29 protein-coding genes are annotated in these 24,633 nt (G+C 69.8%); 11 read left to right on the top strand and 18 right to left on the bottom strand.

Annotated elements, in window-relative coordinates; translation table 11 throughout:
- Positions 1-86: 86 nt before the first annotated feature.
- The gene (locus ACWF7A_RS17155; RefSeq protein ID WP_382427682.1) at positions 87-1,046 is read right to left on the bottom strand and encodes an HpcH/HpaI aldolase/citrate lyase family protein; all 960 of its coding nucleotides are present in this window, start codon (positions 1,044-1,046) and stop codon (positions 87-89) included.
- Between the two features lie 110 nt (positions 1,047-1,156).
- On the opposite strand from ACWF7A_RS17155, the gene ACWF7A_RS17150 reads away from it, so the two are divergent.
- From ACWF7A_RS17150 to ACWF7A_RS17135, 4 genes are read left to right on the top strand one after another with little or no spacing between them, the layout of a single operon-like run.
- A complete protein-coding gene (locus ACWF7A_RS17150; protein WP_452251401.1) occupies positions 1,157-1,492 on the top strand; it encodes a hypothetical protein in 336 nt (111 codons plus the stop codon).
- Positions 1,489-2,328 (top strand): aminoglycoside phosphotransferase family protein, encoded by an 840-nt coding sequence (locus tag ACWF7A_RS17145; RefSeq protein ID WP_452251400.1) that lies wholly within the window; start codon positions 1,489-1,491, stop codon positions 2,326-2,328. Before ACWF7A_RS17150 ends, ACWF7A_RS17145 begins: the two co-directional genes overlap by 4 nt.
- A gap of 15 nt (positions 2,329-2,343) precedes the next feature.
- Positions 2,344-3,597, top strand: coding sequence for a magnesium transporter MgtE N-terminal domain-containing protein (locus ACWF7A_RS17140; protein WP_452251399.1), 1,254 nt, complete (start codon positions 2,344-2,346; stop codon positions 3,595-3,597).
- On the top strand, positions 3,590-4,072 hold the full coding sequence (locus ACWF7A_RS17135) for a DUF1003 domain-containing protein (RefSeq protein ID WP_452251398.1): 483 nt from the start codon (positions 3,590-3,592) through the stop codon (positions 4,070-4,072). Before ACWF7A_RS17140 ends, ACWF7A_RS17135 begins: the two co-directional genes overlap by 8 nt.
- Here ACWF7A_RS17135 and ACWF7A_RS17130 read toward each other — a convergent pair.
- Together ACWF7A_RS17130 and ACWF7A_RS17125 are read right to left on the bottom strand one after the other, a co-directional pair.
- The gene (locus tag ACWF7A_RS17130; protein ID WP_452251397.1) at positions 4,062-4,460 is read right to left on the bottom strand and encodes an NUDIX hydrolase; all 399 of its coding nucleotides are present in this window, start codon (positions 4,458-4,460) and stop codon (positions 4,062-4,064) included. The genes ACWF7A_RS17135 and ACWF7A_RS17130 overlap by 11 nt on opposite strands.
- Before the next feature lie 4 nt (positions 4,461-4,464).
- Positions 4,465-4,932 (bottom strand): MarR family winged helix-turn-helix transcriptional regulator, encoded by a 468-nt coding sequence (locus ACWF7A_RS17125; protein WP_089909775.1) that lies wholly within the window; start codon positions 4,930-4,932, stop codon positions 4,465-4,467.
- A gap of 103 nt (positions 4,933-5,035) precedes the next feature.
- Here ACWF7A_RS17125 and ACWF7A_RS17120 point away from each other — a divergent pair, with 103 nt between their 5' ends.
- Positions 5,036-6,181, top strand: a complete 1,146-nt coding sequence (locus ACWF7A_RS17120; protein ID WP_452251396.1) for an Mrp/NBP35 family ATP-binding protein — start codon at positions 5,036-5,038, stop codon at positions 6,179-6,181.
- Positions 6,182-6,245: 64 nt separating this feature from the next.
- On the opposite strand, the gene tatB is transcribed toward ACWF7A_RS17120, so the two are convergent.
- From tatB to sigE, 4 genes are all read right to left on the bottom strand, one after another.
- Positions 6,246-6,623, bottom strand: coding sequence for a Sec-independent protein translocase protein TatB (gene tatB, locus ACWF7A_RS17115; RefSeq protein WP_452251395.1), 378 nt, complete (start codon positions 6,621-6,623; stop codon positions 6,246-6,248).
- A 177-nt stretch (positions 6,624-6,800) separates the two neighbouring features.
- Positions 6,801-8,321 carry a trypsin-like peptidase domain-containing protein gene (locus tag ACWF7A_RS17110; RefSeq protein WP_452251394.1) on the bottom strand — a complete coding sequence of 507 codons (1,521 nt, stop codon included), beginning with the start codon at positions 8,319-8,321 and terminating at the stop codon, positions 6,801-6,803.
- A 65-nt stretch (positions 8,322-8,386) separates the two neighbouring features.
- Complete coding sequence (locus tag ACWF7A_RS17105; RefSeq protein WP_452251393.1) at positions 8,387-8,917, bottom strand: zf-HC2 domain-containing protein; 531 nt, start codon at positions 8,915-8,917, stop codon at positions 8,387-8,389.
- Positions 8,914-9,495 carry an RNA polymerase sigma factor SigE gene (gene sigE, locus ACWF7A_RS17100; RefSeq protein WP_439663329.1) on the bottom strand — a complete coding sequence of 194 codons (582 nt, stop codon included), beginning with the start codon at positions 9,493-9,495 and terminating at the stop codon, positions 8,914-8,916. The genes ACWF7A_RS17105 and sigE overlap by 4 nt, the downstream gene beginning before the upstream one ends.
- A gap of 219 nt (positions 9,496-9,714) precedes the next feature.
- On the opposite strand from sigE, the gene ACWF7A_RS17095 reads away from it, so the two are divergent.
- Positions 9,715-10,347 (top strand): O-methyltransferase, encoded by a 633-nt coding sequence (locus ACWF7A_RS17095; RefSeq protein WP_452251392.1) that lies wholly within the window; start codon positions 9,715-9,717, stop codon positions 10,345-10,347.
- Positions 10,348-10,406: 59 nt separating this feature from the next.
- Here ACWF7A_RS17095 and glgC read toward each other — a convergent pair whose 3' ends face one another.
- Complete coding sequence (glgC, locus tag ACWF7A_RS17090; RefSeq protein ID WP_360037695.1) at positions 10,407-11,621, bottom strand: glucose-1-phosphate adenylyltransferase; 1,215 nt, start codon at positions 11,619-11,621, stop codon at positions 10,407-10,409.
- Between the two features lie 88 nt (positions 11,622-11,709).
- On the opposite strand from glgC, the gene glgA reads away from it, so the two are divergent.
- Positions 11,710-12,861, top strand: coding sequence for a glycogen synthase (glgA, locus tag ACWF7A_RS17085; protein WP_452251391.1), 1,152 nt, complete (start codon positions 11,710-11,712; stop codon positions 12,859-12,861).
- 100 nt (positions 12,862-12,961) lie between these two features.
- Positions 12,962-14,356, top strand: a complete 1,395-nt coding sequence (locus ACWF7A_RS17080; protein ID WP_452251390.1) for a hypothetical protein — start codon at positions 12,962-12,964, stop codon at positions 14,354-14,356.
- 16 nt (positions 14,357-14,372) lie between these two features.
- Here the strand turns inward: ACWF7A_RS17080 and ACWF7A_RS17075 are convergent, their stop codons facing one another.
- Entirely contained in the window at positions 14,373-15,587 is a 1,215-nt protein-coding gene (locus ACWF7A_RS17075; protein WP_452251389.1) for an MFS transporter, read from the bottom strand.
- Positions 15,588-15,672: 85 nt separating this feature from the next.
- On the opposite strand from ACWF7A_RS17075, the gene ACWF7A_RS17070 reads away from it, so the two are divergent.
- A complete protein-coding gene (locus tag ACWF7A_RS17070; RefSeq protein WP_452251548.1) occupies positions 15,673-16,563 on the top strand; it encodes a LysR family transcriptional regulator in 891 nt (296 codons plus the stop codon).
- Here ACWF7A_RS17070 and ACWF7A_RS17065 read toward each other — a convergent pair.
- From ACWF7A_RS17065 to ACWF7A_RS17050, 4 genes are all read right to left on the bottom strand, one after another.
- Complete coding sequence (locus ACWF7A_RS17065) at positions 16,547-16,909, bottom strand: hypothetical protein (protein ID WP_452251388.1); 363 nt, start codon at positions 16,907-16,909, stop codon at positions 16,547-16,549. The genes ACWF7A_RS17070 and ACWF7A_RS17065 overlap by 17 nt on opposite strands.
- Before the next feature lie 25 nt (positions 16,910-16,934).
- The gene (locus tag ACWF7A_RS17060) at positions 16,935-18,533 is read right to left on the bottom strand and encodes a hypothetical protein (protein WP_452251387.1); all 1,599 of its coding nucleotides are present in this window, start codon (positions 18,531-18,533) and stop codon (positions 16,935-16,937) included.
- 81 nt (positions 18,534-18,614) lie between these two features.
- Positions 18,615-20,024: a leucyl aminopeptidase family protein gene (locus ACWF7A_RS17055; protein WP_452251386.1), complete on the bottom strand. Its 1,410-nt coding sequence runs from the start codon at positions 20,022-20,024 to the stop codon at positions 18,615-18,617.
- Positions 20,025-20,186: 162 nt separating this feature from the next.
- The gene (locus tag ACWF7A_RS17050; protein WP_065914675.1) at positions 20,187-20,354 is read right to left on the bottom strand and encodes a DUF3117 domain-containing protein; all 168 of its coding nucleotides are present in this window, start codon (positions 20,352-20,354) and stop codon (positions 20,187-20,189) included.
- Between the two features lie 220 nt (positions 20,355-20,574).
- On the opposite strand from ACWF7A_RS17050, the gene ACWF7A_RS17045 reads away from it, so the two are divergent.
- Positions 20,575-21,372 (top strand): PaaX family transcriptional regulator, encoded by a 798-nt coding sequence (locus ACWF7A_RS17045; protein ID WP_452251385.1) that lies wholly within the window; start codon positions 20,575-20,577, stop codon positions 21,370-21,372.
- A gap of 10 nt (positions 21,373-21,382) precedes the next feature.
- On the top strand, positions 21,383-22,168 hold the full coding sequence (locus ACWF7A_RS17040; protein WP_452251384.1) for an enoyl-CoA hydratase-related protein: 786 nt from the start codon (positions 21,383-21,385) through the stop codon (positions 22,166-22,168).
- A 143-nt stretch (positions 22,169-22,311) separates the two neighbouring features.
- Here ACWF7A_RS17040 and ACWF7A_RS17035 read toward each other — a convergent pair whose 3' ends face one another.
- Genes ACWF7A_RS17035 through ACWF7A_RS17015 form a run of 5 tightly spaced genes read right to left on the bottom strand, consistent with a single transcriptional unit; the run spans position 22,312 to position 24,541 of the window.
- Positions 22,312-22,854, bottom strand: coding sequence for a DNA-3-methyladenine glycosylase I (locus ACWF7A_RS17035; protein ID WP_452251547.1), 543 nt, complete (start codon positions 22,852-22,854; stop codon positions 22,312-22,314).
- The gene (locus tag ACWF7A_RS17030; protein ID WP_452251383.1) at positions 22,854-23,255 is read right to left on the bottom strand and encodes an SRPBCC family protein; all 402 of its coding nucleotides are present in this window, start codon (positions 23,253-23,255) and stop codon (positions 22,854-22,856) included. The genes ACWF7A_RS17035 and ACWF7A_RS17030 overlap by 1 nt, the downstream gene beginning before the upstream one ends.
- The gene (locus ACWF7A_RS17025; protein WP_452251382.1) at positions 23,239-23,547 is read right to left on the bottom strand and encodes a DivIVA domain-containing protein; all 309 of its coding nucleotides are present in this window, start codon (positions 23,545-23,547) and stop codon (positions 23,239-23,241) included. The genes ACWF7A_RS17030 and ACWF7A_RS17025 overlap by 17 nt, the downstream gene beginning before the upstream one ends.
- Entirely contained in the window at positions 23,544-24,221 is a 678-nt protein-coding gene (locus tag ACWF7A_RS17020; protein WP_452251381.1) for a permease prefix domain 1-containing protein, read from the bottom strand. Before ACWF7A_RS17020 ends, ACWF7A_RS17025 begins: the two co-directional genes overlap by 4 nt.
- The gene (locus ACWF7A_RS17015; RefSeq protein WP_452251380.1) at positions 24,206-24,541 is read right to left on the bottom strand and encodes a PadR family transcriptional regulator; all 336 of its coding nucleotides are present in this window, start codon (positions 24,539-24,541) and stop codon (positions 24,206-24,208) included. Before ACWF7A_RS17015 ends, ACWF7A_RS17020 begins: the two co-directional genes overlap by 16 nt.
- Positions 24,542-24,633 lie beyond the last annotated feature (92 nt).

Raw genomic sequence — 24,633 nt, 5'->3', positions numbered from 1 at the left:
TACTTCACCCGTTTTGAACGCAACCTGTGACGGTCGAACACGTCCGGTGACGTTCAGGGTGAAGTAGCGCACAATCCGTAACGGAATCAGTCCTCTGGCGGCGTCCACACGTTCGCGCGAGCCATGCCCGCGGCACGGCCCTTGCCGGAGATCACCAGCGCCATCTTGCGCGACGCCTCGTCGATCATCTCGTCGCCGAGCATCACCGCGCCGCGCTTGCCGCCCGCCTCCGAGGTGTAGAACTCGTACGCGTCGAGGATGTTCTCGGCGTGGTCGTAGTCCTCCTGCTTCGGGCTGAAGACCTCGTTGGCCGCCTCGATCTGGCCGGGGTGCAGCACCCACTTGCCGTCGAAGCCCAGCGCGGCCGAACGACCGGCGACGCGCTTGTAGCCGTCGACGTCGCGGATCTGCAGGTAGGGGCCGTCGATGGCCTGCTTGTCGTGGGCCCGCGCGGCCATCAGGATCCGCATCAGGATGTAGTGGTAGGCGTCGCCGACGTCGTAGCCGGGCGGCTGCTCGCCGACGACGAGCGACTTCATGTTGATCGACGCCATGAAGTCCGCCGGGCCGAAGATGATCGTCTCGACGCGCGGGGACGCGGTGGCGATGGCGTTGACGTTGTTCAGGCCCAGGGCGTTCTCGATCTGAGCCTCGATGCCGATCCTGCCGACCTCGTAGCCCATCGTCTTCTCGATCTGGGTGATCAGGAAGTCGAGCGCGACGACCTGCTCGGGTGTCTGGACCTTCGGCAGCATGATGCAGTCGAGGTTCGCGCCGGCGCCCTCGACGACCTCGGTGACGTCGCGGTAGGTCCACTCCGTCGTCCAGTCGTTGACGCGCACGACGCGGGCCTTGTCACCCCAGCCGCCCTCGTTCAGAGAGGCGACGATGGTCTTGCGGGCGTCCGGCTTGGCCAGCGGGGCGCAGGCGTCCTCCAGGTCCAGGAACACCTGGTCCGCCGGCAGCGTGCGCGCCTTGTCGATCATCTTCTGGCTGGAACCCGGGACCGCCAGACACGAGCGACGGGGACGCTGCTGGTCGACCACTGGAGTACCTCCTCGTACCGGCCGGTAACTATGAGCGCCACAGTGGCACGCATCAACTCCCGGCGCACATTCGCTGAGTCCGGTCTCACAGACCCTGGCAGTCTTGACCGGTGGAGATCACGCGAATCCTCGACTCGGCGCTGCGCAAGGCCGCGGCCGTCTGGATCACCTCACCCGGCCACGAGCCCCGTCTCGTGCACGCGCACTGGCGTGCCGACGCGTTGTGGGTCATCTCCGGCGGCACCGAACCGGAGGCGCCCCTGAGCGACGGCGCGCAGGTCACCGTCACCGTCCGCTCCCCCAGCACGCACTCGCACCTGATCGACGCGCAGGCCGTCGCGCACCTGACCGAACCCGACGACGAGACGACGCTGGCACTCAAGACCGCGCGGCTCAACACCACACCGTCGTGGGACGCCGTGTACCGCCTGGAGTTCAGCTCGTGATCACCGTGCCGGAAGGCTTCGGCACAGGTCTCGGCGACGGTGCGCCGGAATGGGTGGCGACTCTGCCGAGACTGGCCACGAAGGCCTGCGCGCGGTGGCGACTGACCCCGGACGGCGCGCTGATGAACGGGTTCTGCGCGGTCGTGCTGCCGGTGCGCCGGGCCGACGGGCATCCCGCGGTGCTCAAACTGACCTGGGTCGACACCGAGACCGAGCACGAACCGCTCGCGCTCAGGACCTACGACGGCGACGGCGCCGTGCTGCTGCTGGACCACGACGCGGAGCTCAGCGCGCTGCTCCTGGAACGCCTGGACCACACGCGTTCGCTGCTCGACGAACCGATCGAGACCGCGGTCGACGTGATCGGCTCGCTGCTGCGCCGCCATCGGCGGTTCGAGGCGCCGGCCGAGATCCACCGGTTCCGCAGCCACGTCCCGGATCATCCGGCGGTGCCGCGGAAACTGCTGGACGCCGCACGTGAGGTGGTGGCCACCCGGCCGATGGGCACCACTCTCGTCAACGCGGACCTGCACTACGAGAACGTGTTGCGCGGCGACCGCGAACCGTGGCTGATGATCGACCCGAAGCCGCTGGCCGGTGATCTGGAGCGAGCCGTCCTGCCGTTGCTGTGGAACAGGTTCGGCGAGATGGACGGGCGAAGGGGGCTCACCGACCGTTTTCTCGCGCTGTGCGACGCGGGTGAGCTGGACGTGGCGAAGGCGCGGGACTGGACGCTGTACCGGGCCGTCACCAACTGGATGTGGTGTCTGGAGGAGAACGACGAAGAACAGGCCGTGATCTGCGCCGAGATCGCCGGGTGGGCGGCCTCCACCTGATCTAGCCTTGGTCCTGTGGTGGCAGTGAACCGGGTCTACATCGCTCAGCTGGCCGGACTTCCCGTCTTCGGCCCCGACGGCGAACCCGTCGGCAAGGCCCGGGACGTCGTGATCAGCCTCCGCATCGACCGGCAACCGCCGCGCGTGCTCGGCATGGTCGTCGAGCTCGTGACGCGCCGGCGGATCTTCGTGCCGATGCTGCGGCTCACCTCGGTCGAGCCGAACGCCGTGACGCTCGCGACCGGGTCGGTGAACCTGCGGCCGTTCCACCAGCGCGTCAACGAGGTGCTGGTGATCGGCGAGCTGCTCGACGCCAAGATCGAGCTGGAGGACGGCGGCACCGCGGTCGTCGTGGACGCGGCGATGGAGCTGACCCGCACCCGCGACTGGCGCATGGTCCGCGTCGCCGGGCGGGAGCGCACCGGCCGGTTCAGCCTCAAGGGCCCGGTGCAGGTGTGGCGGTGGGAGGACGTCGGCGGCCTGAGCGTGAACGAGCTCGCCGGCCAGCCGCAGGGCGCGCACCAGCTCGTCGCGGTGTTCGAGGGCATGCGCGCGGCCGACGTCGCGAACGCCCTGCACGAGCTGCCGCCCAAGCGCCGCTTCGAGGTCGCGGACGCGCTCGACGACGAACGGCTCGCCGACGTCATCGAGGAACTGTCCGAAGAGGACCAGAAGGGCGTCCTGTCGCACCTGGACGAGGAGCGCGCCGCGGACGTTCTGGAGGCGATGAACCCGGACGACGCGGCGGACCTGCTGAGCGAGCTGGCCGAGGGCATCAAGGACCGGTTGCTGGAGCTGATGGAACCCGAGGAGTCGGCGCCGGTCCGCCGCCTGCTCGAGTACTCGTTCGACACCGCCGGTGGCTTGATGACACCGGAGCCGATCATCCTCACACCGGACGCGACGATCGCGGAAGCGTTGGCACGAGTGCGAAATCCCGACCTCACGCCCGCGCTGGCGTCGATGGTCTTCGTGTGCCGCTCCCCCTCCGCGACCCCGACCGGGCGCTACCTCGGCTGCGTGCACATCCAGCGGCTGCTGCGCGAACCGCCGTTCGACCTCGTCGCCGGAGTGCTCGACACGGACATGGCCCGCCTGCCACCGGGCGCCTCGCTGAGCGACGTGACGCGCTACTTCGCGACCTACAACCTGGTGTGCGCCCCGGTGGTCGACGAGGCCGAGCACCTGCTCGGCGCCGTCACCGTGGACGACGTGCTGGACCACCTGCTGCCGGCGAACTGGCGCGAGACGGGACTGAGCCATGCCTGAACTACCCCGGCGCAGACTCGACCAGCCCCGGGAGCCCCGCGGCTTCCGGTTCTCGGTCGACCCCGACACCTTCGGCCAGCTCTCCGAGCGCCTCGCGCGGTTCCTCGGCACCGGCAAGTTCCTGTTCTGGCAGACGCTGATCGTGATCGCGTGGATCACCCTGAACCTCGTCGCGGTGTCACTGCAGTGGGACCCGTACCCGTTCATCCTGCTCAACCTGGCGTTCTCGACGCAGGCCGCCTACGCCGCGCCGCTGATCCTGCTCGCGCAGAACCGGCAGGACGACCGGGACCGGGTGTCGCTGGAGGAGGACCGCAAGCGGGCGGCCCAGACGAAGGCGGACACCGAGTACCTGGCGCGGGAGCTGGCGGCGGTGCGGCTGGCGCTCGGCGAGGTGGCGACGCGCGACTTCATCCGGGGTGAGCTGGAGAAGCTGGTGAAGGAGCAGAACAACCTGAAGAAGGTCAGGCCCTGACCTGTCCGCTCGCGACCAGGTCGTCCAGGACCTCGTGGATCGCGGGAGCGGTCTCGGCGTGCCCGCGGTACTCGGCACGCGTCACGTAAGTCAGCTCGGCGATCTCACCCGTGGGCCGCGGAGTGCCCAGCAGCCTGGCCGTGAAGCAGGTCATGTCGACCATCGCGCCTTCACCTTCGCCGTACGCGAGAGAGATGTAGCGCTTTAGTTGCGAGGGCTCGTCGATCCCGACACCGAGCTCCTCCAGAACCTCCCGGCGCACCGCGTCCTCGAGAGACTCCCCCGGCTCGATCTTGCCGCCGGGAAGGTAGAAAGCCTTCTTGTTGCGTGAGCGCACAACGAGGAGACGGCCAGCCTCGACGTGCACGAGTCCCACCACCGTGATCATGCGATCAGGGGAACACGTCGTCCGCGGCGAGCCGGTCGCACGTGCGGCCGAACGCCTCGAGCTCACCGGGGCCGAAGCTCTCCCCGAAGTGCTCGGCGACGCCGGCGAGGTGGGTTGCGGAAGCACTGCGAAGACGTTCGGCGCCCAGTGGTGTGAGCACGGCCACGATGCCGCGTCCGTCACCGTCGGCGCGTTCACGTCCGACGAGACCGGCACGTTCCAAACGGTCCACCAGGCGGGTCACGCCAGAACGGGACAGCAGGACGGCATCGGCCAGTTCGGTCATGCGCATGCGCATGGAAGGCGTCTCGGCCAGTTGAACCAGCACGTCGTACGCCGCGAGCGATAGGCGCTGCTCAGCAATCAGTTCGGCCTCGAGGACCCTCGTGATCCGTGCATGCGCGCGGAGGAACGATCGCCACACCCCGAGCTCGACACGGGTGGGCAACCGGGAACTACCCGATTCCGGCACGGGCGTCGATGTTACGGACAGCGTGCTCCCGGCTACGACCTGGGCCTGTACTGGAAAGTGACCGGCCGGTAGGACGGGCACGAACCGGACGTAGCATGGATCGGTGACCACCACACAGCCCCTCCCCACCGTCGACGACGTCCGCAAGGCGCTCGCCGGTGTGCAGGACCCCGAGATCCGCCGCCCGATCACCGAGATCGGCATGGTCAAGGACGTCGAGGTCGGCACGGACGGTGCCGTGGTCGTGGGCATCTTCCTGACCGTCGCCGGCTGCCCGATGCGGGACAAGATCACGAAGGACGTCACCGCGGCCGTCGAGGCACTGGACGGCGTCTCGTCCGTGCGCGTCGACCTCGACGTCATGAGCGACGCCCAGCGCACCGAGCTCCGCAAGACGCTGCGCGGCGGCACCGAGGAGCCGGTCATCCCGTTCGCCCAGCCGGGCTCGATGACGCGCGTGTACTGCGTCGCGTCCGGCAAGGGCGGCGTCGGCAAGTCCTCGGTCACCGTGAACCTCGCCGTGGCGATGGCGGCCCGCGGGCTGTCCGTCGGCATCGTCGACGCGGACATCTACGGCCACTCGATCCCGCGCATGCTGGGCGCCGACGGCCGCCCCACGCAGGTCGAGAAGATGATCATGCCGCCGCAGTCGCACGGCGTGAAGGTCATCTCGATCGGCATGTTCACGCCGGGCAACACGCCGGTCGTGTGGCGCGGGCCGATGCTGCACCGCGCGTTGCAGCAGTTCCTCGCGGACGTGTTCTGGGGCGACCTGGACGTCCTGCTGATCGACCTGCCGCCCGGCACCGGCGACATCGCGATCTCCGTCGCCCAGCTCGTGCCGAACGCCGAGATCCTGGTCGTCACCACCCCGCAGCAGGCCGCCGCCGAGGTGGCCGAGCGCGCCGGGTCGATCGCGTTGCAGACCCGTCAGAGGGTCAGCGGTGTCATCGAGAACATGTCGTGGCTCGAGATGCCCGACGGCTCGCGCATGGAGGTCTTCGGCACGGGTGGCGGCGCGGCCGTCGCCGAGTCGCTGTCGAAGGCCATCGGCACCGACGTGCCGCTGCTCGGGCAGGTGCCGCTCGACCCGCGTCTGCGGGAGAACGGCGACTCGGGCACGCCGATCGTGCAGGCGGTGCCGGACTCGGCCGCGGCCAAGGTCCTCACCGAGGTGGCGACGAAGTTGTCCGTCCGTTCGCGCGGTCTGGCAGGGCGTCTGCTGAACGTCTCGCCCGCCGGCCGTTAAGCACTTACACAAAGCACGAGGGGCCCCTTCCGCTTGGGAAGGGGCCCCTCGTGGCGTTCAGGGCTCAGGTCGCGTCCGGGTCGTACGGCGGACGCTCGCCCGGTGCGAGCGGACGCTGTTCGGCCGCGGGCGGGGTCGAGGGCGTCGGGTAGCCGTTCGACTTGGTCGTCGGCTCCGAGTCGTCGAAGAAGTGCTTGGTCACCGCGCGCTTCGGATCGAAGTTGCGCAGTTCCCGCAGGTCCTCGAGGGGCTTGCGGAGCGACTCGAACTCCGGCCCCATCTCCTGCTTGAGCTGTTCGCGTGCGCCGGTCGCGTACTCGCGGACCTGCCTCACCGTCTTGCCCAGCCAGGCCGCGGCCGAGGGCAGGCGTTCGGGGCCCAGGATGAAGAGACCCGCGACGACGATGATGAGGATCTCTACCCATCCGATGCTGTCGAACACGAGTCCCAGCCTACTGCCCTTGGCGCGGAACCTCGCCGGGCGATTTCGCGGTCAGACGGGTGAGTCGCGGCACCGCCCCCATGCCCGCGTACTGGTTGTACGGGGGCATGGGGGCGGTGCCGCGAATGGCCCTGCTGAGCGTGAGATCGCCCGCCTGGGGGCCGTGCCAAGGGCAGCTCAGTCGCTCTTCAGCGTCACGTCTAGTTTGAGCTCACGGCCCTGGCGCGCCAGCGTCACCTGCACCGTCTGGCCGATTTCGTGCTCCCTGACCGCGACGACCAGTTCGGCGGCGTTGCGGACCATGCGGTTGCCGACCCTGGTGATGACGTCGCCCTCCTGGATGCCGGCGGCGGCCGCGGCACCTCCGGCGGGGACGTTCTGCACCTGCGCGCCCTCGGAGGTCTCCGCGGACACGGACTTCACGTTGATGTTCATGTCCGCGTGCTTGACCTGGCCGCTGCGGATCAGCTCCTGGCTGATCTTGCGGGCCTGGTTGCCGGAGATCGCGAAGCCGAGGCCGACCGACCCGCCGGTCTCGGTGCGGATCGACGAGTTGATGCCGATCAGGGCGCCGCGCGAGTCGACCAGCGCGCCGCCCGAGTTGCCCGGGTTGATGGCGGCGTCGGTCTGGATCGCGTCGTAGGTGACCTGGGGGCCGCCGTTCTCGCCCGCCGCCGTGACCGGGCGGTGCAGCGCGGAGACGATGCCCTCGGTGACGGTGTTGGACAGCTGCAGCGGGGAGCCGATGGCGATGACGCTGTCGCCGACCTGGAGCTCGTCGGAGTTGCCGAACTGCAGGACCGTCGGGTTCGTGACCTCGACCTTGATGACGGCGAGGTCGGTCTTCGGGTCACGGCCGACGACGCGGGCCTGGGCGCGGGTGCCGTCGGTGAAGACGGCGCTGAGCTTGGCCGACGAGTCCTGCGCGGCCGGAGCGACGACGTGGTCGTTGGTCAGGATGTAGCCGCCGGACTCGATGACGACGCCGGAGCCGACGCCCGCGACGTTCGCGCCCTTGAACTCGATCGAGACGACGCTGGGCGTCACGCGCTTGGCGATGTCCGAGATCGAGCCGGCCGGGCGTTCCTTGCCCTCGGTGACCTCGGCGAGCGTGACCGTCGAGTCGGTCAGCGGGTTGCCCGCACGGCCGATCAGCCAGCCGACCAGGCCACCGACGGCGCCCAGGACCAGCGCGACCGTCAGCAGCAGCGCGAGGGCCGTCGGCTTCACGCGACGGCCGAAGATCAGTTCGGGAACGCTGAGCTGCGGGCCGGGCTCGGGCTTGCCCTCGGGCTCACCGGGGGGGTCCTCGCCGACGGCGGGCGGGCCGATCACGGCACCGGAGGCCGGGTCGCGCCACGGGTCGCCGGCGGGCTTGTCGCCCCAGAACACGGGGTCGATGTCCGGATCCGGGTCGGACGTGGGCTGCGGCGGCCGCTGCAACAGCTCCTGCGAGCCCTGGCGGCCGAACGCCGTCACGAGGGACTCGGGGGGCGGTGGCGCGGACTGGAGCTGGGACACGGGCACGTCGCGCGAGGCGAACGCGCCGGGGACACCGGCTGGGCGGCCGAAGGCGTTGGCGTGCGCGGGGTCCACCGGCGGCTGCACCAGGGGCCGTGGCCGGAGCCTGCGATGCGCTCCGTCGTCCACTCCGGAAACGGGTGTGGACGTCTGGCCGTTGGGCGACTGCTGGCTCATCTCTCCCCGAGTTTTCCGCTAGGAGTGCTGGCCTACAGCGTGCCTCAACAACGGTGAAATGACTGTCAGGGGGTGGTCGCGAAGACCGCGCCGGCGTTCTGCGGTGCCGGGGCCTGCACGGGCGTCTCGCCGTCGGACGTCGTGAACGCGAGCGCGCTCAGCAACATGCCGCTCACGACGACACCGGCACCCTGGCGGGCACGGCGGCCGCTGAACCAGCCGTTGCTGCCCAGGGGTCTCGACGACCCCAGCACGGGCCCGGAGCCGAACGCGGGCTTGTCCGTGCGCTGGACGGCCACGAACTGACCGTCCTCGGTGATGGCGAGCCCGTCCGGAGCGGAGGGCAGGTCGACCTCTTGAGGAATCGCCCCGAGCCTGTCGAGCAGCGACGCCGACGCCGTGGGCGCCGAAGCGGTGCGCACGGCTGCGCGCGCCTGCTGCTGCGTATAGGTCTCGAACGCGCAGAAGCCACAGCGCTGAACGTGCGCGGATGCTCGTTCGTGGGCGGTCGAGGACAGTTCTCCGTCCACGAACGCGACCACGGCATCCGGCAAGAGATGCTGCTCAGGCAGGCCCCAACCTCGGAGGTCGGTCATGCAGAGTCCTCCAGCAACGATTCTTGACGACGACGTTCGAGCGCGACCCGCAGAGCCTGACGGCCCCGGTGGATCCTGCTCCTCACGGTACCCATCTTCACCCCGAGCGTGGCACCGATCTCCTCGTAGGAGAGTCCTTCCACGTCGCAGAGCACGACGGCGGCACGGAACTCCGGGGGGAGCTCGTCCAGCGCGGCCTGCAGGTCGGGGTCGAGGTGGTTCTCGTCGTAGATCTCCTCGGGGGACAGGTCGTCACCCTCGAGGCGGTCGTTGTCCTCGGGCAGCGCCTCCATGCGCACGCGGGAACGCCTGCGTGCCATGTCGAGGAAGAGGTTGGTGGTGATGCGGTGCAGCCACCCCTCGAAGGTGCCCGGCTTGTACGACGCGAGCGAGCGGAAGACGCGGATGAACGTCTCCTGCGTGAGGTCCTCGGCGTCGTGCTGGTTGCCGGTCAAGCGGTACGCGAGCCGGTAGACCCTGTCCGCGTGTTCACGGACGATCTCGTCCCACGAGGGCGGCGTCCAGTCGGCCGTCTCGATGGGCGCGACGGCCTCCGGAGAACTCGACTGCGTGCGCATCAGGTGTTTCGGCACCTCCATGTGGGCCGCCCGGCGACCCTTATGCGGCTCAACGGGCGACGGGTCCGGCTTGTTCCCGACTAGAGCCTGGCTTCTTGCTTCTGTACCTTCTCCCGCGCTCTTTAAACGATCGTGAGAGTGAGCTGAGAGCACCCTGAGAATTTCGGTTCGGGCCACGTTCACCCGTTTTGGGCACTGGACGCACTAACCTGCTACCCCGTGACCACGGAATCGGCCCTGCGGGAGTACGTCGAGCAGTACCTCCCCGAGGACGACGTGCACCTGGCGGCGAGAGCTCGCGGCCAGGAACTGGGCTGCGTGCCCATCGGCGCGGGCGGAGGGGCCGCCCTGCGGTTCCTCGCGACCGCACTCCAGGCCCGTGCGGTGGTCGAGATCGGCACCGGAGCGGGCACCAGCGGCCTCTACCTACTAGCGGGCATGCCGGCGTCCGGCATCCTGACCTCGATCGACGTGGCCTCCGAACACCAGCGGGCGGCCCGCGAGGCCTACGCGGCGGCGGGCATCTCCCCGTCCCGGACGCGCCTGATCATGGGCGAGGCGCTGGAGGTCCTCCCGCGCCTGACGGACGCCGCCTACGACCTCGTCTTCGTGGACGCCCACAAGCCCGAGTACCCGCAGTACCTGGAACACGGCGTGCGCATGCTGCGGCCGGGCGGGGTCATCGCGTTCGACAACGTCCTGTGGCACGGCGCGGTGGTCGACCCGGCCAACCGCGAGGACTCGACCCAGGCGATGCGGGACATCGCCCGCCTGGTGAAGGAGGACACCCGCCTGGTGCCGGTGATCCTCCCGCTCGGAGACGGCCTGCTGGTCGCGGCCCGCCGCCCTTAGCCGAACGCGAACGGGGCCCTGTCGCAGGTGTGCGACAGGGCCCCGTTTCGCGTTCGGGTTCAGTAGGCGCGGACGCCCTTGCCGAGCACGGTCACGCCGCTGGCGCTGACGGTGTACCGCTCCCGGTCCATCGGAGCGTCCACACCGATCAACGCCCCGTCGGGCACGACGACGTTCTTGTCCAAAATGGCCCGCCGGACCACAGCGCCCTTGCCGATCCGGACGCCGGGCAGCAGCACGGACCCCTGCACCACCGACCCGACCTCGACGGTCACGTCGGAGGAGATCACAGATCCGTGGATCTTCCCGGAGATGATCGAGCCGGGCCCGACCATCGAGTCCTCGGCGGACCCGCCGGCGATGAACTTGGCCGGGGGCAACGGAGGCGTGGCCGTCCGGATGGGCCACAACTGGTTGTAGAGGTTGAAGATCGGATGGACCGAAACGAGGTCCATGTGCGCGTCGTAGTAGGCGTCGATCGTCCCGACGTCCCGCCAGTACCCGCGATCCCGGTCGGTCGCGCCGGGAACGTCGTTGTCCTGGAAGTCGTAGACGTGCGCCTTACCCCGGTCCACCAGCATGGGGATGATGTCGCCACCCATGTCGTGGTCCGAGTCGGGGTTCAACGCGTCACCACGAAGCGCGTCCAGCAACGCCTCGGTGGTGAAGACGTAGTTGCCCATCGAAGCGAAGGTCACGTCGGGATCGTCCGGCACGTGCGGCGGCTCGGACGGCTTCTCCAGGAACCGGGTGATCTTCCCGGAGGCGTCGCTGTCGATGCACCCGAAGGCCTTGGCCTCGTTGCGCGGCACTCGAATGCCGGCCACGGTCACGGCCGCACCCGACTCGACGTGCTGCGAGATCATCTGGCCGGGGTCCATCCGGTACACGTGGTCGGCCCCGAAGATGACCACGTGGTCGGGCTTCTCGTCGTGGACCAGGTTCAACGACTGGAAGATCGCGTCGGCCGAGCCCGTGTACCAGCGCGGGCCCAGGCGTTGCTGGGCCGGGACCGGTGTCACGTACTGACCGAGCACATTGGACAGGCGCCACGTCGTCGAGATGTGGCGGTCCAGTGAGTGCGACTTGTACTGCGTCAGCACGCAGAGCTTCGCGAGCCCCGCGTTGACCAGGTTCGACAGCACGAAGTCGACCAGCCTGTAGTTGCCCCCGAAGGGCACAGCCGGTTTCGCGCGGTCGGCCGTCAGTGGCCAGAGGCGCTTGCCTTCACCACCGGCAAGCACAATTCCGAGAACGTGCGGCTGCCCCTTCACAGCATGTGACCCTATCCGTGCGATCGTTTTCGAACCAGACGCAAACCGGTTCGTCCCAACACCTACATCGGTGATCTACGGTGGGTGCGTGCGAGTTGCGCTGCTGACCCGGGAGTATCCGCCAGAGGTCTACGGCGGGGCTGGTGTGCACGTGGGTTTCCTCGTGCCCCACCTCCGCGAGCTCGTCGACGTCGACGTGCACTGCTTCGGTGCGCCGAGATCCGACGCCACGGCCCACAACCCGCCGCACAGCCTGGAGCAGGCGAACGCGGCCCTCACGACCCTCGCGGTCGACCTGGAGATGGCCGCGGCGGTCTCCGCCGCGAACCTCGTCCACTCGCACACCTGGTACGCCAACATGGGCGGTCACCTGGGCAAACTCCTGCACGGGATCCCCCACGTGGTGACGGCGCACTCGCTCGAACCGCGCCGGCCGTGGAAGGCCGAGCAGCTCGGCGGCGGGTACCGGATCTCGTCGTGGGCCGAGCGCACGGCGTACGAACACGCCGACGCGGTCATCGCCGTGAGCGACGGGATGCGGGCCGACGTGCTCGACGCCTACCCCGCTCTCGACCCCTCCAGGGTGCACGTCGTGCGCAACGGGATCGACAGCAACGCGTACCGCCCCGTCACCGAAACGGACGCGCTCACGTCCCGTGGAATCGATCCCACGAAGCCGATCGTGGCCTTCGTGGGAAGGATCACCCGCCAAAAAGGTTTGAGCCACCTCGTCGCCGCCGCGCACCACATCGACCCCGAAGCGCAGATCGTGCTGTGCGCCGGAGCGCCGGACACCCCCGAGATCGCCGAGGAGATCCGGCAGGCGGTCAGCGAGCTGTCGGAGAAGCGGCCGGGCGTCTTCTGGATCCAGAAGATGCTGCAGCCCGCCGAGGTCCGGCAGATCCTCAGCCACGCGACGGCGTTCGTGTGCCCGTCGGTCTACGAACCGCTGGGCATCGTGAACCTGGAGGCGATGGCGTGCGGCACCGCGGTCGTCGCGAGCGACGTCGGCGGCATCCCCGAGGTCGTCGTGCACGGCGAGACAGGCCTTCTCGTCCACTACGACGAGCATGATTTGTCGACATATCGACACCAGCTCGCCGAAGCGATCAACGAACTGATCACAGACCCCGATCGCGCCCGGCGTTTCGGCGCCGCCGGACGCACACGCGCTGAGCAGGACTTCTCGTGGTCGACGATGGCCGCGCAGACGGTCGAGGTGTACCGCAGTGTGATTTGAGTCACACTCGACCAGGGCAACCCGGACGAGTGAGCACCGCCTTTAACCAGTAGTGATGTTTTGACTTCAACTGGTTAGGGGCACGAGGACTGTGCGTGGTGTGGTGCTGGGTCTGACGGTCCTCCTCGCGGTGACCGGATGTGCCACCTCAGCTCCCGCCACGCAGCCGTCCGCCCTCCAGCCGACGATCGAGGGCAAGAAGCTCGCGGACCCCTCCGACCTGCAGTCGCAGGCGGAGGCGCAGCTCGCCTACACGCTGGAGTACGGCTACGTGGCCCGGGCGGGCGCCGCCGCGGTGAGCTGCTGGTTCTCGAAGACGGGCCTCGAGTCCGAGGTCGACCAGCGGCTGTGGTGCGGGCCGGTCCAGGTCCCCGGCACCGGTGCCGGCACCGACTGGGTGCCCGTGCCGATCAAGGAAGTCACCAAGTCGGAGGACGAGGTCCGCTACGAGGTGCAGTCGCCGCAGGTGCCCGAGAAGGGCAACCGCAGCACGCCGAGCGGGATGCTCGTGCGCACCGACGGCAAGGAGTTCGACCCGTCGAAGCAGCAGGACATGACGGCCGGGCGCGACTTCCTGGCCGTGCTGCCCGACGACGGCAAGCGCTCGAACCACGACCTGGGTCTCGGCGAGGCCGACATCAAGCTCCGCGACGACCTGCTCGGCACCGCCGTCACCGGCTGGGCGAACCCGGACATCTGGTTCACCTCCGAGGGAACGCTGCGCGCCGAGACCGGCTCACGGCTGCGCGTGGTCCGGATGAAGGTCGAGAAGCTCAACGAGACCGACAGCGGTTTCCACCGGACCAACTGGCAGGGCTTCGCCCCGCAGCCGTCGGAGCTCGCGCTGGAGGTGCCCGGCAAGCGCCAGGTCCTCCCGGCCGACCGGCTGCCGGCCAACGGCTCGGTCTTCGTCGTCTACACCGTGCCGGACCCGCAGGAGGGCCCCGAGCACCTCACACTCGGCACGCTCGGCGCCAAGTCGCTCGACCAGCGCGCCGAGGTCCCGTCCGGCAAGCGCTCCGACAGCCCGCCGCCGGTGCTGCAGCGCGCCGCCGCGCCCGCCCAGTTCAAGGAGCAGACGCAGAAGATCCGCTTCGGCGACCGCGAGCTCGGCATGAAGATCACCGGCGTCCGGCTCGGCCGGCAGCGGCCGGTCAAGCTCGGCGAGAGCCAGTACGACGTGGCCACGATCTCCGCGCCGGACAAGGCGTTGCTGGAGGTGCGGGTCGAGGCCACGGGCGACCTGCCCGACACCGCGGGCGGCCTGCTGACCAAGGACCTGATCACCGTGACGCTGCCGGACGGCTCGACCGCCCGGCAGGTCGGCGCCCGCTACGACGGCGGCCCGCTGCCGTTCGCGGTCGTCGTCGAGGTGCCGGTGGACACCCGCTCGGTCTCGGTCGGGATGGTCGACGGCGTGCTGGACCTGCCGCGCCTCGGCAGGACGAGCATCGCCCCGGTCGACTCGCGCGCCACCCTCGCCCTGGAGTTCTGAGCTGGTGGTGTGCTCGCTAACCCTCGCTGGTCCGTTTCGTGTCCAGGTGGGTGCCTCGCGGTGCCGCCCCCACGCCCTCATACCGGTCGGCGGTGCCGCGAGGTGCCCCGCTGGGCGCGGAACTGACCGGTGAGGACTGCGAGCACACCACCAACATCGCGGCCAGGGCCAGCCAGCCGAGCAGCACCAGGACGAGTCCGCCCCAGCCCCACTCCTCGTACGCGGTGGCGCCGGACGTCCCGCCGATGCTGCTGCCGACGTAGAACCCGGCGAGGTACAGCCCGGAGGCCTGGCCGCGGGCGTGCGCGGGAGCCCGTGCGGCGACCCATCCGCTCGCCGTGGTGTGCGAGGCGAAGAACCCGGCGGTGACGATCGCGAGGCCGAGCGGCACCCACACCAGGCTCGCCAGGGCCCCGGCCGCCAGCACGCCGATGCAGAGCAGCAGCACGCGACCGCGCCCGTACCGGTCGGCGAGCCTGCCCGCGAACGCCGCGGCGGTGCTGCCGAACCCGTAGAAGAGGAACACCAGCGTCTCGAGCCAGGCCGGGCCGGAGAGCTGGAAGCCCGCGACGTTGTAGAACGAGATGAACGTGCCCACGAGCAGCACCGCGACCACGTACATGGACAGCAGCACGGGGTCGCGCAGGGCGGCCTTCATGCCGCTGGGCGCCCGCTTCGGCCGCGCCTGGGCCTTCGGCAGGAAGAACACCACGACCAGGGCCGCGACCAGCCCGAACACGCCCGCCAGCAACACGGAGCCGCGCCACCCGAGCCAGTCCGAGGTCATGCCGGTGACGAGCCGCCCGGACATGCCGCCGAGGCTGTTGCCGGCGATCATCGCGCCCATGGCGGCGCCGAGCCTGTCCTTGCCCAGCTCGTCCGCCAGGTAGGCCATGGACGCCGCGGGCACCCCGGCCGCCGCGACGCCCTGCAGCACCCGCAGGACCAGGAACACCTCGTAGTTCGGCGCGATCGGCAGCAGCAGGCCGAGCAACGCCGCCACCAGCACGCTGACCACGATCACCGGGCGGCGCCCGACCCGTTCGGACAGCATCGCGATCGGCACCACGACGACCGCCAGCGCGAGCGTGGCGGCGGAGAGCGCGAGCGACGCGCTGCCCGGCCCCAGCCCGTACTCGGCGGCGATCTGCGGCATGACCGCCTGCGGGGTGTAGAGCAGCGCGAAGCACGCGAACCCCGAAGCGGCGATGGACGCGGTCAACCTGGTCACGTCTCCGACGCTAAGCCATACGTCCAATACGGAGATGCGCGAGAATCGATCCGTGAACGAATCGGACCTGGCACCGAAGCTGGCGATGCTGAGAGCGCTTGCCGCCGACGAGCACGTGACTCGCGTCGCAGAACGCCTCGGACTCCCCCAGCCGACGGTCAGCCGCTGGATCGCCGAGCTCGGTGAGCAGCTCGGCGCGCCGGTCATCGCGAAGAACGGCCGCCGCGTCCGCCTCACGCGGGCGGGCCGCCTGCTGGCCGAGGCCGCGACCCGGTCGCTGGCCGCGCTGGAACCCGGCCTGCGCGAGGTCGAGGAGGAGCTCGACCCGGAGAAGGGCCGCGTCGTGCTGGGCTTCCTGCACATGCTCGGCCGCGCGATCGTGCCCGAACTCGTCCGCAGCTACCGCGCCGAGCACCCGCACGTGCGGTTCGGCCTGGTCCAGAACGCCCGTCAGGCCGTGGTCGACAAGCTCCTGAGCGGCGAGATAGACCTCGCGCTGGTCGCCCCGCCACCGGAGGGTCCCGAGTTCGAGTCGGTGGTCGTGTTCGAGCAGCCCCTGATCGTCGTGGTGCCCGCGGGCCACCGGCTCGAGTCCCGCAGGGCCGTGCGGATCGAGGACCTCGCCGACGAGGACCTGATCACCCTGGAGCCCGGCTACGGCCTGCGGCAGATCACCGACGACATGTGGGCCGCCGCCGGGATCACGCCCCGCTTCGTGTTCGAGTGCCAGGAGATCGAGACCGTGCGCGGACTGGTCGCGCACGGACTCGGCGTGGCACTGCTCACCCACGCCGAGTTCGCGCCGCCTCCCGGGTTGCGGGAGCTGTCACTGACCCCGCGGACCGGCCGGATCTTCGGGCTGACGTGGTTGCGGGACAACCCGCTGCCACCCGCCGTCCGCGCGTTCCGCGACCACGCCCTGAGGACTCACGGCGTCACCGCGACCAGGTCTGGGCCTGCTAGCGCGACTCCGTGAACTCAGGGGTCTTCATGAACTCGACCAGGCTCACCAGGGCTCGTTCGAACTCCGCTGTGCCCATCCTGAAGTTCTGGAACTGCCCATACAGGTCCTGCACTTCCGCCCAGTCCTCGCCCAGCCGTTCCACGCAGGCGCTCGGCGTGTCGATCGAGTACTTCGGCCCGTGCTCGTCGCGCAGCACACGCCACTGCAGGAGGAAGTCCTCCGCAGCGTCCAGGTTGCCCATCGGGTCGAAGAGGGTCTCCAGCCCGAGGCGCGTGTTCTCCGTCGTCCCCGGAGGCCCTGACGGGATCACCATCCCGTCCTCGTCGACCGTGTACGACCAGTCAGCGACTTCGTTCATCGGTTCCCTCCTGGGACTCACGGCGTCACCGCGACCAGGTCTGCGTTCCCGCCCACGTCCTGAGGTACGACTCGGCGCCGCCGAGCATGTCCTGGACGAGCTGGTCCCCGCCGAGCTGGCGGACCTTCTCGACCCAGTCCGGCAGCAGGCCGATGTGCGCGCCGCCGTCCACGTTGATGTCCCAGACGCGCTCACCGGTGCGCTGCCGGTCGACCAGCGGGCCGTCCGGGTAGCTGCGGAACGGGTAGGTCACGCCGCTCTGCGGTGCCGGGTGCGAGCCGACGCCGTTGTAGTCGGAGCCGAACCCGATGCCCACGTCGTACTTGCGCCGCAACGGTTCCGCGGCGGCGGCCTGCGAGACGTAGCCGCCGGGGTCGTTCTCGTAGCCCGCGATGAACCCGCCGAGCTGGTAGACCTTCTCGGTCCACTGCGCGTCCATCCAGCTGTGGCTGGAGACGATGCCGGGGTACTTCGCGGCGGCCGCGAGATCCAGCGTCCGGCCGGCGGCCTTCACGCTCATGTGGTCGATCTCGATCATCATGTGCCGCTTCATCATGGCCTGCACCGCGTACTCGCCGAGCGAGGTCAGCCCGCGCACGTTGCAGCGCTTGGCCGGGTCGTAGGCGGGGGCGACGGCGGAGGCCGGGATCAGCGCGTTCGGGCCGACGGTGCCGATCGGGTTGTCCTGCTGCGGACCCTTGCAGACCTCGGTCTGCCACCACTGGCCGGTGCGCAGGAACTGGCCGGCGTTGATCACGCCGCCCTGCGTGCCCGAGTCGAACCGGACGCCGCACAGCGCGTTGTCGAACTTGTGGCACAGGAACGCGCTGCGCACGCCGAGCGCGTACATCTCGTCGAGCCCGCGGTCGATGTCGGCCTTGTTGCACAACGGGATGTCGAGGAACGTCCGGCAGCCGAAGAGCTCGGAGGTCTCGATGCCGAGCACCACCGCGAGCTTGCCCTGGGTGATCACGTCCCGCGCCTGCTCGGCGGAGGTGACGATGCGGAACCAGCCCTTGCCCGTGCCGCCGAACTGCTTGTCGATGAACGCCTGCAGCTCGTAGGTGCGCTGGGCCTGCAGCCGGACGGACTGCATCTCGTCGCACGGCTTGTCCTTGAACGGGTGGATGACGCACAGCGTGGCGTTGCTCGTCAGGTCTTGCACGAGCACGCGCTGGCCGCCGCGCCACGCCCGTTCCAGCCAGGCGTAGTAGTTCTGCTGGTGCGAGACCGTCGTGGAGGACGGCCAGTCCTTGAACGTCGGCCAGCCCACCGGGTCGTGGCCGTCGAGGTCACCCGTCACGATCGCCTCGAAGATCGCGCCGAGGCCCGCCGGGTGGTGCTCGGAGCAGTCCTTCAGCGCGTCCGCGATGCCGGCCTCGGAGAACGGCTTGCCGCAGATCAGCTTGCCGCCGAAGCCCTCGTTGGTCATGAGGTGGTTGTGCGCGTCGACGAACCCGCGCACCCTGCCCTGCCCGTCGACGCCCTTGAACGGCTCCCCGGTCACGTTGATCTGCGAGTCCGGTGCGGGCCTCGCCACCGGTTCCCACCACGGCGTGGCGGCCGTGGCCGGGGACAACGACGCTATGACCAGCGAGACGGCGAGAGCCAGGCGGAGTAACACTGGGGCGCTCCTCTACGGCGTTGTGAAGGAGCTCACATCATGCCGTGGAACGCCGCCGTCTCGTATGGCCATAAGTAGGTACTAACGCGAATATTTTTCAGCCAGCTCGACCAGCGTCCGCGCGCCGAAGCCCGTGGCTCCTGCGACGACCTCGTCGTAGACCTTCTCCGACCGAGCCGGGCCCGCGATGTCGAGGTGCGCCCACGGCACGTCGCCCGCGAACTTCTGCAGGAACAGCGCCGCCGTGATGCCGCCGGGGCCGGACGGGCACTGCTTGTAGTCCGCGATCTCGCTCGTGACGGCGGCGACGTGCTCCTCCAGCAGCGGCATCCGCCACCACTTCTCGCCGACGTTCGCTCCCGCGGCGACGACCTCGGCCGCGATCTCGTCGGACGCGCTGAACACCGCGGCCGTGCGCAGGCCGAGCGAGACCTTCATCGCGCCGGTCAGCGTCGCCACGTCGACGACCAGGTCGGGCTTCAGGTTCTTCACCGCGTACGCGATCGCGTCGGCCAGGACCATGCGGCCCTCGGCGTCGGTGTTCTGCACCTCGGTGGTCGCGCCGCCGTAGTGGCGCACGACGTCGCCGGGCCGGTAGGCGGAGCCGCCCACGTGGTTCTCCGCGCACGGCACGAGCCCGGTGACCCGGACCGGCAGCCGCCGCCGCGCGACGGCCAGCAGCGCGGAGATCACCGCGGCGCCGCCCGCCATGTCGGTGCGCATGAGGTGCATGCCGTCGGCGGGCTTCACCGAGATGCCGCCCGTGTCGAACGTGATGCCCTTGCCGACGAACACCAGGTGCGGGCCGGTGGTGCCGTAGGTCAGCTCCAGGAACCGCGGCGGGCGGGCCGAGCCGCCGCCGACCGCCAGCACGCCGCCGAAGCCCTGCTGCGCCAGCCACTTCTCGTCGCGCACGGTGGCGCTCAGCCCGTCGACCTTGTCCGCGAGCTTCGCGGCGGTCGTCGCGAGCCAGCGCGGGTCCTTGACGTTGGACGGGGTGTTGGCGAGATCACGCGTCAGCGACGTCGCCGTGGCGAGCGCGTGGGCCTTCAGCGCGGCCGACGTGAGCACCTCTTCGAACCCGGTGTCGGCGGTGATCAGCCGCAGCGAGCCGACGCGGTTCGGAGCGTCCTCGCCGGTGACCTTGAAGCGGTAGCCGCCGAGCGCCGCGCCCAGCACGAACGCGCGCATCTTGTCGGCGTCGAAGTCCGGGGTCAGCAGGACGTCCGCGGTCTTGGGGGCGTCGTCGCCGCTCAGCGCGCGCACGAGCGACGCACCGGCCGTGCGGTAGTCGGTGAGGGTGCCGGTGCCCACACCGAGCGTCCAGGTCTCGTCGTGCCGCACCGCCTCGCCGGCCTTGCCGGTCAGGTCGGAGACGTCGATGCCGTCGCCGCCCGGTCCCAGCGCCGGTCCCGTGGCCGCGAGCACGACCGACAGGACGTTGCGGCGCGAAGTGGTGGCCACCTCGACGTCCACGAGCTTGGTTGGCACTGCCGGCACCGTCGACGCCACGGTTGGACCTCTCCCTAATGCATTAACGACCGTTCATTCTCACCCAGGCCTTCGGTGAGACTCACCTGGGACGAGAACGAAGCGATGCCCCGGTCTCCACTGTGGAAACCGGGGCTCAACACTGCTTCCTCGCCGGGTGCCTCAGCCGGCGGCGGCCTTCAGCGCGTCGCCCAAGGCGCTGGCCTCGTCCGCCGACATCTCGACGACAAGGCGCCCACCACCCTCGAGCGGCACGCGCATGACGATGCCGCGTCCCTCCTTGGTGACCTCGAGGGGACCGTCGCCGGTCCGGGGCTTCATGGCCGCCATCGCGTGCTCCCTCCGTCAACATCTTCCCCGTCCGGCCAGGCCGGATCTGCTCCATTCTCCCCTATCGCGACTCAGGGGCGAAACCGAACCGATCTTTTGGCGAGTTCGGGTGACAGTTGTCGATCTTGACTTGTGCCTGATCAGTACCCGTTTTCACGACAACGCAACACTTTCGGCGGGCAGGACACCAGGCCGGGCGCGGCGTGACAGACTGGGCCGGGTGCGAGCCCGTTCCGCGCTCTTCGACGTCTACGGCGGCCACCTCCGCGAACGCGGTGGTGCCGCCACCATCGCCGCCCTCGTCCGGCTGCTGGAGCCCCTGGGTTTCGCCGCGCCGGCCGTCCGCACGGCGGTGTCCCGCACGGTCCGGCAGGGCTGGTTGCAGCCGTCACGGCTGCCTGACGGGCCCGGATACGCCATGACACCCCGGGGGGAACGGCGGCTCGACGAGGCCGCCGCCCGCATCTACCGCACCGGGCCGTCCACGTGGGACGGTCGCTGGCACGTGGTGGTGCTGGAGGAGATGCCGGGCCGCGACTCGCGCGACCACCTGGCGTCGGAACTGCAACTGCTCGGCTACGGCGCGCTCGGTCCTGTGACGTGGATCGCTCCCCGGCCCTCTCCGGAGCTCGCCGACGTGCTGGCCGCCGAGGAGGTCGCCGCACGAACTTTTCACGGTTCACACGACGGTGAGGACGCCGAGCTCGCGGCGAAGGCGTGGGACCTCGCCGAACTGGGCCGCGACTACGCCGCGTTCGTCGCGCACTGGCACGAGACGGTGTCCGTTGTGGACGCAACGGACGACGCGGCGGCGTTCGCGGCCTCACAGCAGCTGCTGCACGCGTGGCGGAAGTTCCTGTTCCGCGATCCCGGTCTTCCTGCTGAACTGTTGCCACCGGACTGGCCGGGGCACGCGGCAGCGACGTTCTTCGACGAACAGACCCTGCGGCTGGCACCGGGCACGAGCCGCTTCGTCGACGAGTGCCTGCGGCCGGTGCGCAACGTTTCCACTGCTTGATGGAGGTCCAGTGTCCGAACTCCTCGTCGACGACGCCGATGGTGTGCGCACGCTCACGTTCAACCGCCCCGAGTCGTTCAACGCCTTCACCGTCACGCTGAAGGAGGCGTTCCTCGCCGCGCTGCGGGAGGCGGCGGCGGACGAGTCGGTGCGCGCGGTGGTGATCACGGGTGCGGGCCGGGCGTTCTGCGCGGGCCAGGACCTCAAGGAGCACATCGGGTTGCTGCAGGCCGGTGATCCCGCGCCGCTGCACACCGTCGAGAAGCACTACAACCCGATCGTGCGAGAGCTGATCGGCATGCCGAAGCCGGTGATCGCCGCGGTCAACGGCAGCGCGGCGGGCGCGGGCGCGTCGTTCGCCTACGCCGCCGACCTGCGCATCGCGGGCCGGTCGGCCAAGTTCCTGATGGCCTTCGCGAACGTCGGCCTGACCGCGGACTCCGGCGCGTCCTACACGCTGCCGCGGCTGATCGGGCACGGCCGCGCGATGGAGATGATGCTGCTCGCGCAGCCCGTCGGCGCCGAGGAGGCGTTGCGGGTCGGCATGGTGAACCAGGTCGTGCCGGACGAGGAGCTGCAGGCCACCGCGCACCTGCTGGCCGCGAAGCTCGCCGCCGGGCCGACGACGGCCTACGCGAAGATCAAGGAAGCGCTGGCCGCCGCCGCGGACGGGACGCTGGAGGACGCGCTGGAGGCCGAGCGCCGCACCCAGGCCGACTGCGGTGCGACCGAGGACCACCGCGAGGCGGTCGACGCCTTCGTGAACAAGCGGGCGCCGAAGTTCAGCGGGCGCTAGTGGTGTGACTCGAAACGTTGCCGGGGGGATTCGCGGTCAGACGGGTGCATCGTGGTGTCGCCCACACGTCCTCGTACTGGTTGTACGGGGGGCGTGGGGGCGACACCGCGAGGTGCCCTGAGCGTGGATCACCTCGCCGAAGTTCAGCGGGAAGTAGCCCTGAAGCACGTCGAGATGTGGTCGTCGACCATGCCGGTCGCCTGCATCAGCGCGTAGCACGTGGTGGGGCCGAGGAACTTGAAGCCGCGCTTCTTCAGTTCCTTGGCCATCGCCTTGGACTCGTCGGTGATCGCCGGCACGTCCGCGAACGTCTTCGGCCGCGGGTGGCGGGCGGGCGCGAACGACCACAGCAGCGCGTCCAGGTCGACGGCCTCCTCGACGATCACCCGCGCGTTGTGGACGGCCGCGTCGATCTTCATCCGGTTCCGGACGATGCCCGCGTCGGCCATCAGCCGTTCGACGTCGGCGGGCCCGAACTCCGCGACGAGCTTCGGGTCGAAGTCGCCGAACGCCGCCCGGAACGCAGGTCGCTTGCGCAGGATCGTGATCCACGACAGCCCTGACTGGAACGCCTCCAACGACATCCGCTCGTAGAGCTCGGGGGTGCCGTGCAGCTCCACGCCCCACTCGGTGTCGTGGTACTCGGCGTAGTCCGGGGTCGAGTCGCCCCAGGGACAGCGGGAGATCACCGGTACGCCTCGGCGAACCGGGCGAAGCGGCGCAGCGAGCGGCGTAGCATCAGCACGAAGAGCGGCCGCACCAACGGGTAGAAGAACGGCACGTCGAGGCTTTCGCTCCACACGAACCGGCTGCCGCGCACGGCGAACACCCCGGTGCCCTTCACGACCTTGCCGAGGTGCAGCACCTCGACGGCGTGCGGCGGGTCCCAGCGCGTGATCCGCATCCGGTCGGAGACGCCGAACGTGACGGCGTCGATCTCGCTGCCGACCGACCTCCCGTCGCCCTCGACCACCTTCACGGTGGTGCCGAAGATCCATTCCGACTGGCGCTCCCAGTCGCTCATGGCCCGGAAGATCGTGTCCGGCGGCGCCGCGACCTCGACCGTCAGCTCAAGATCCGTGTTCACTGGTCTCCCGCGTCTCCAGTTCGGCCACCCGCGCCCGCAGCGTCTCGACCTCGGTCGCGAGCCGCTGCAACACCCAGTCGACCTCGGTCATCTTGTAGCCGCGGAACACCTGCTGGAACTTCAGCTCGCGGACGTCCTCCGCGGTGATGTCGTCGGCCGGCAGTCGCGTGGGCGAGGCGCCGGGCGGCAGGGGCGCGAGCTCCTCGCCGCGCCCGAACACCAACGCCGCGAGCAGGAACACCACTGCCGCGACGGCGATCATCACGATCAGGTAGATCAGGGCGTTCGTCACACGACGATCGTGGCACAGCTCAGGCTGCGGCGAGCGAGCAGACCGAGCCGGACGATCACGATCCAGGAGATCAGGCTCGCGACGTTCATCGGCAACGACTGCAGCAGCCGCGCCGGATCGAGGTGCGCGGTGGCGGCGATGATCGAGAGGTTGCCCAGCAGCACGGCGCCGACAGCCGCGAGCGCGACGCCCGCACCGACCTTGGCGAGCAGCCTCGTGTCGTACCTGCGGGCGAGGAGCCTGCCGAGGATCAACGCCACCAGGGCCACGCCGGACGCGATGCCGCTGGTCAGGTCGTTGGCCTTGGCGATGAACAGGTACCAGGAGGGCGGCATCGTGCCGAAGTCCTGCCACGGCCCGATGAGCAACATCCGGCCGTACTCCCACGCCATGTGCATCAACGGCAGCACGATCGCGAGCCAGACGAGCGTGCGCGTGCCATAGGCGACGGCCAGCTCGGCCTGGTACTCGTGGGCGATCTCGCGCACCGGCCCGAACTCCTCGACCGCGCGTTCCTGGGCCTCCGCCTCGGTCAGCCCGTCGTCGAGGTGCGCCTCGGTGGCGTCGGTGAGGCTGTCGCGGGTCTCCGTGAGGAGGTCGCGGACCTGCTTGCGCGAGCCCTGCAACCGTGACCCGAGATCGGTCACGTACCGCTCGATCACGTCTGTGCCCATGTGCCACCTCCCAGCACCCCGTCGATGACCGTCGTGAACTCGCGCCAGGCGTTGCGTTCGGCGCTCAACGCCCGCTGTCCCGCCTGCGTCAACCTGTAGGTGCGGCGCTTGCGGCCACCGACCGTGCTCCAGTCGCTGGCGACGTGCCCCGCCCGTTCGAGCCTTCTCAACGCGGGGTAGACCGTGCCCGTCGGGAGGTCCAGCGCACCCCCGCTGCCCTGCTGCAGCGCCTCGATGATCGCGTAGCCGTGCAGCTGCCTGCCGTCGAGCGTCGCCAGCAGCAACGCGTCTAGGTGGCCGCGGAGCGCGTCGGGCTTCATGGGTAGCGACTCTACTGATCCAGGCCTTCGGCGTGATCCCTGAAATCTTCGGTCAGGGTCAGCCCTGAGATCCCCCTGAGATGCGCTTTCAG

This window comes from Lentzea sp. NPDC055074, from assembly GCF_053608005.1.
This window is presented reverse-complemented; position numbering and strand designations above follow the sequence as displayed.

Bases quoted from the DNA above. Each gene is read 5' to 3' on its own strand.
- ACWF7A_RS17135 (WP_452251398.1), top strand. From the start codon at position 3,590: ATGCCTGAACTACCCCGGCGCAGACTCGACCAGCCCCGGGAGCCCCGC.
- ACWF7A_RS17130 (WP_452251397.1), bottom strand. From the start codon at position 4,460: ATGATCACGGTGGTGGGACTCGTGCACGTCGAGGCTGGCCGTCTCCTC.
- ACWF7A_RS17110 (WP_452251394.1), bottom strand. From the start codon at position 8,321: ATGAGCCAGCAGTCGCCCAACGGCCAGACGTCCACACCCGTTTCCGGA.
- ACWF7A_RS17105 (WP_452251393.1), bottom strand. From the start codon at position 8,917: ATGACCGACCTCCGAGGTTGGGGCCTGCCTGAGCAGCATCTCTTGCCG.
- sigE (WP_439663329.1), bottom strand. From the start codon at position 9,495: ATGCGCACGCAGTCGAGTTCTCCGGAGGCCGTCGCGCCCATCGAGACG.
- ACWF7A_RS17070 (WP_452251548.1), top strand. From the start codon at position 15,673: ATGCTGAGAGCGCTTGCCGCCGACGAGCACGTGACTCGCGTCGCAGAA.
- ACWF7A_RS17065 (WP_452251388.1), bottom strand. From the start codon at position 16,909: ATGAACGAAGTCGCTGACTGGTCGTACACGGTCGACGAGGACGGGATG.
- ACWF7A_RS17050 (WP_065914675.1), bottom strand. From the start codon at position 20,354: ATGGCGGCCATGAAGCCCCGGACCGGCGACGGTCCCCTCGAGGTCACC.
- ACWF7A_RS17020 (WP_452251381.1), bottom strand. From the start codon at position 24,221: ATGGGCACAGACGTGATCGAGCGGTACGTGACCGATCTCGGGTCACGG.
- ACWF7A_RS17015 (WP_452251380.1), bottom strand. From the start codon at position 24,541: ATGAAGCCCGACGCGCTCCGCGGCCACCTAGACGCGTTGCTGCTGGCG.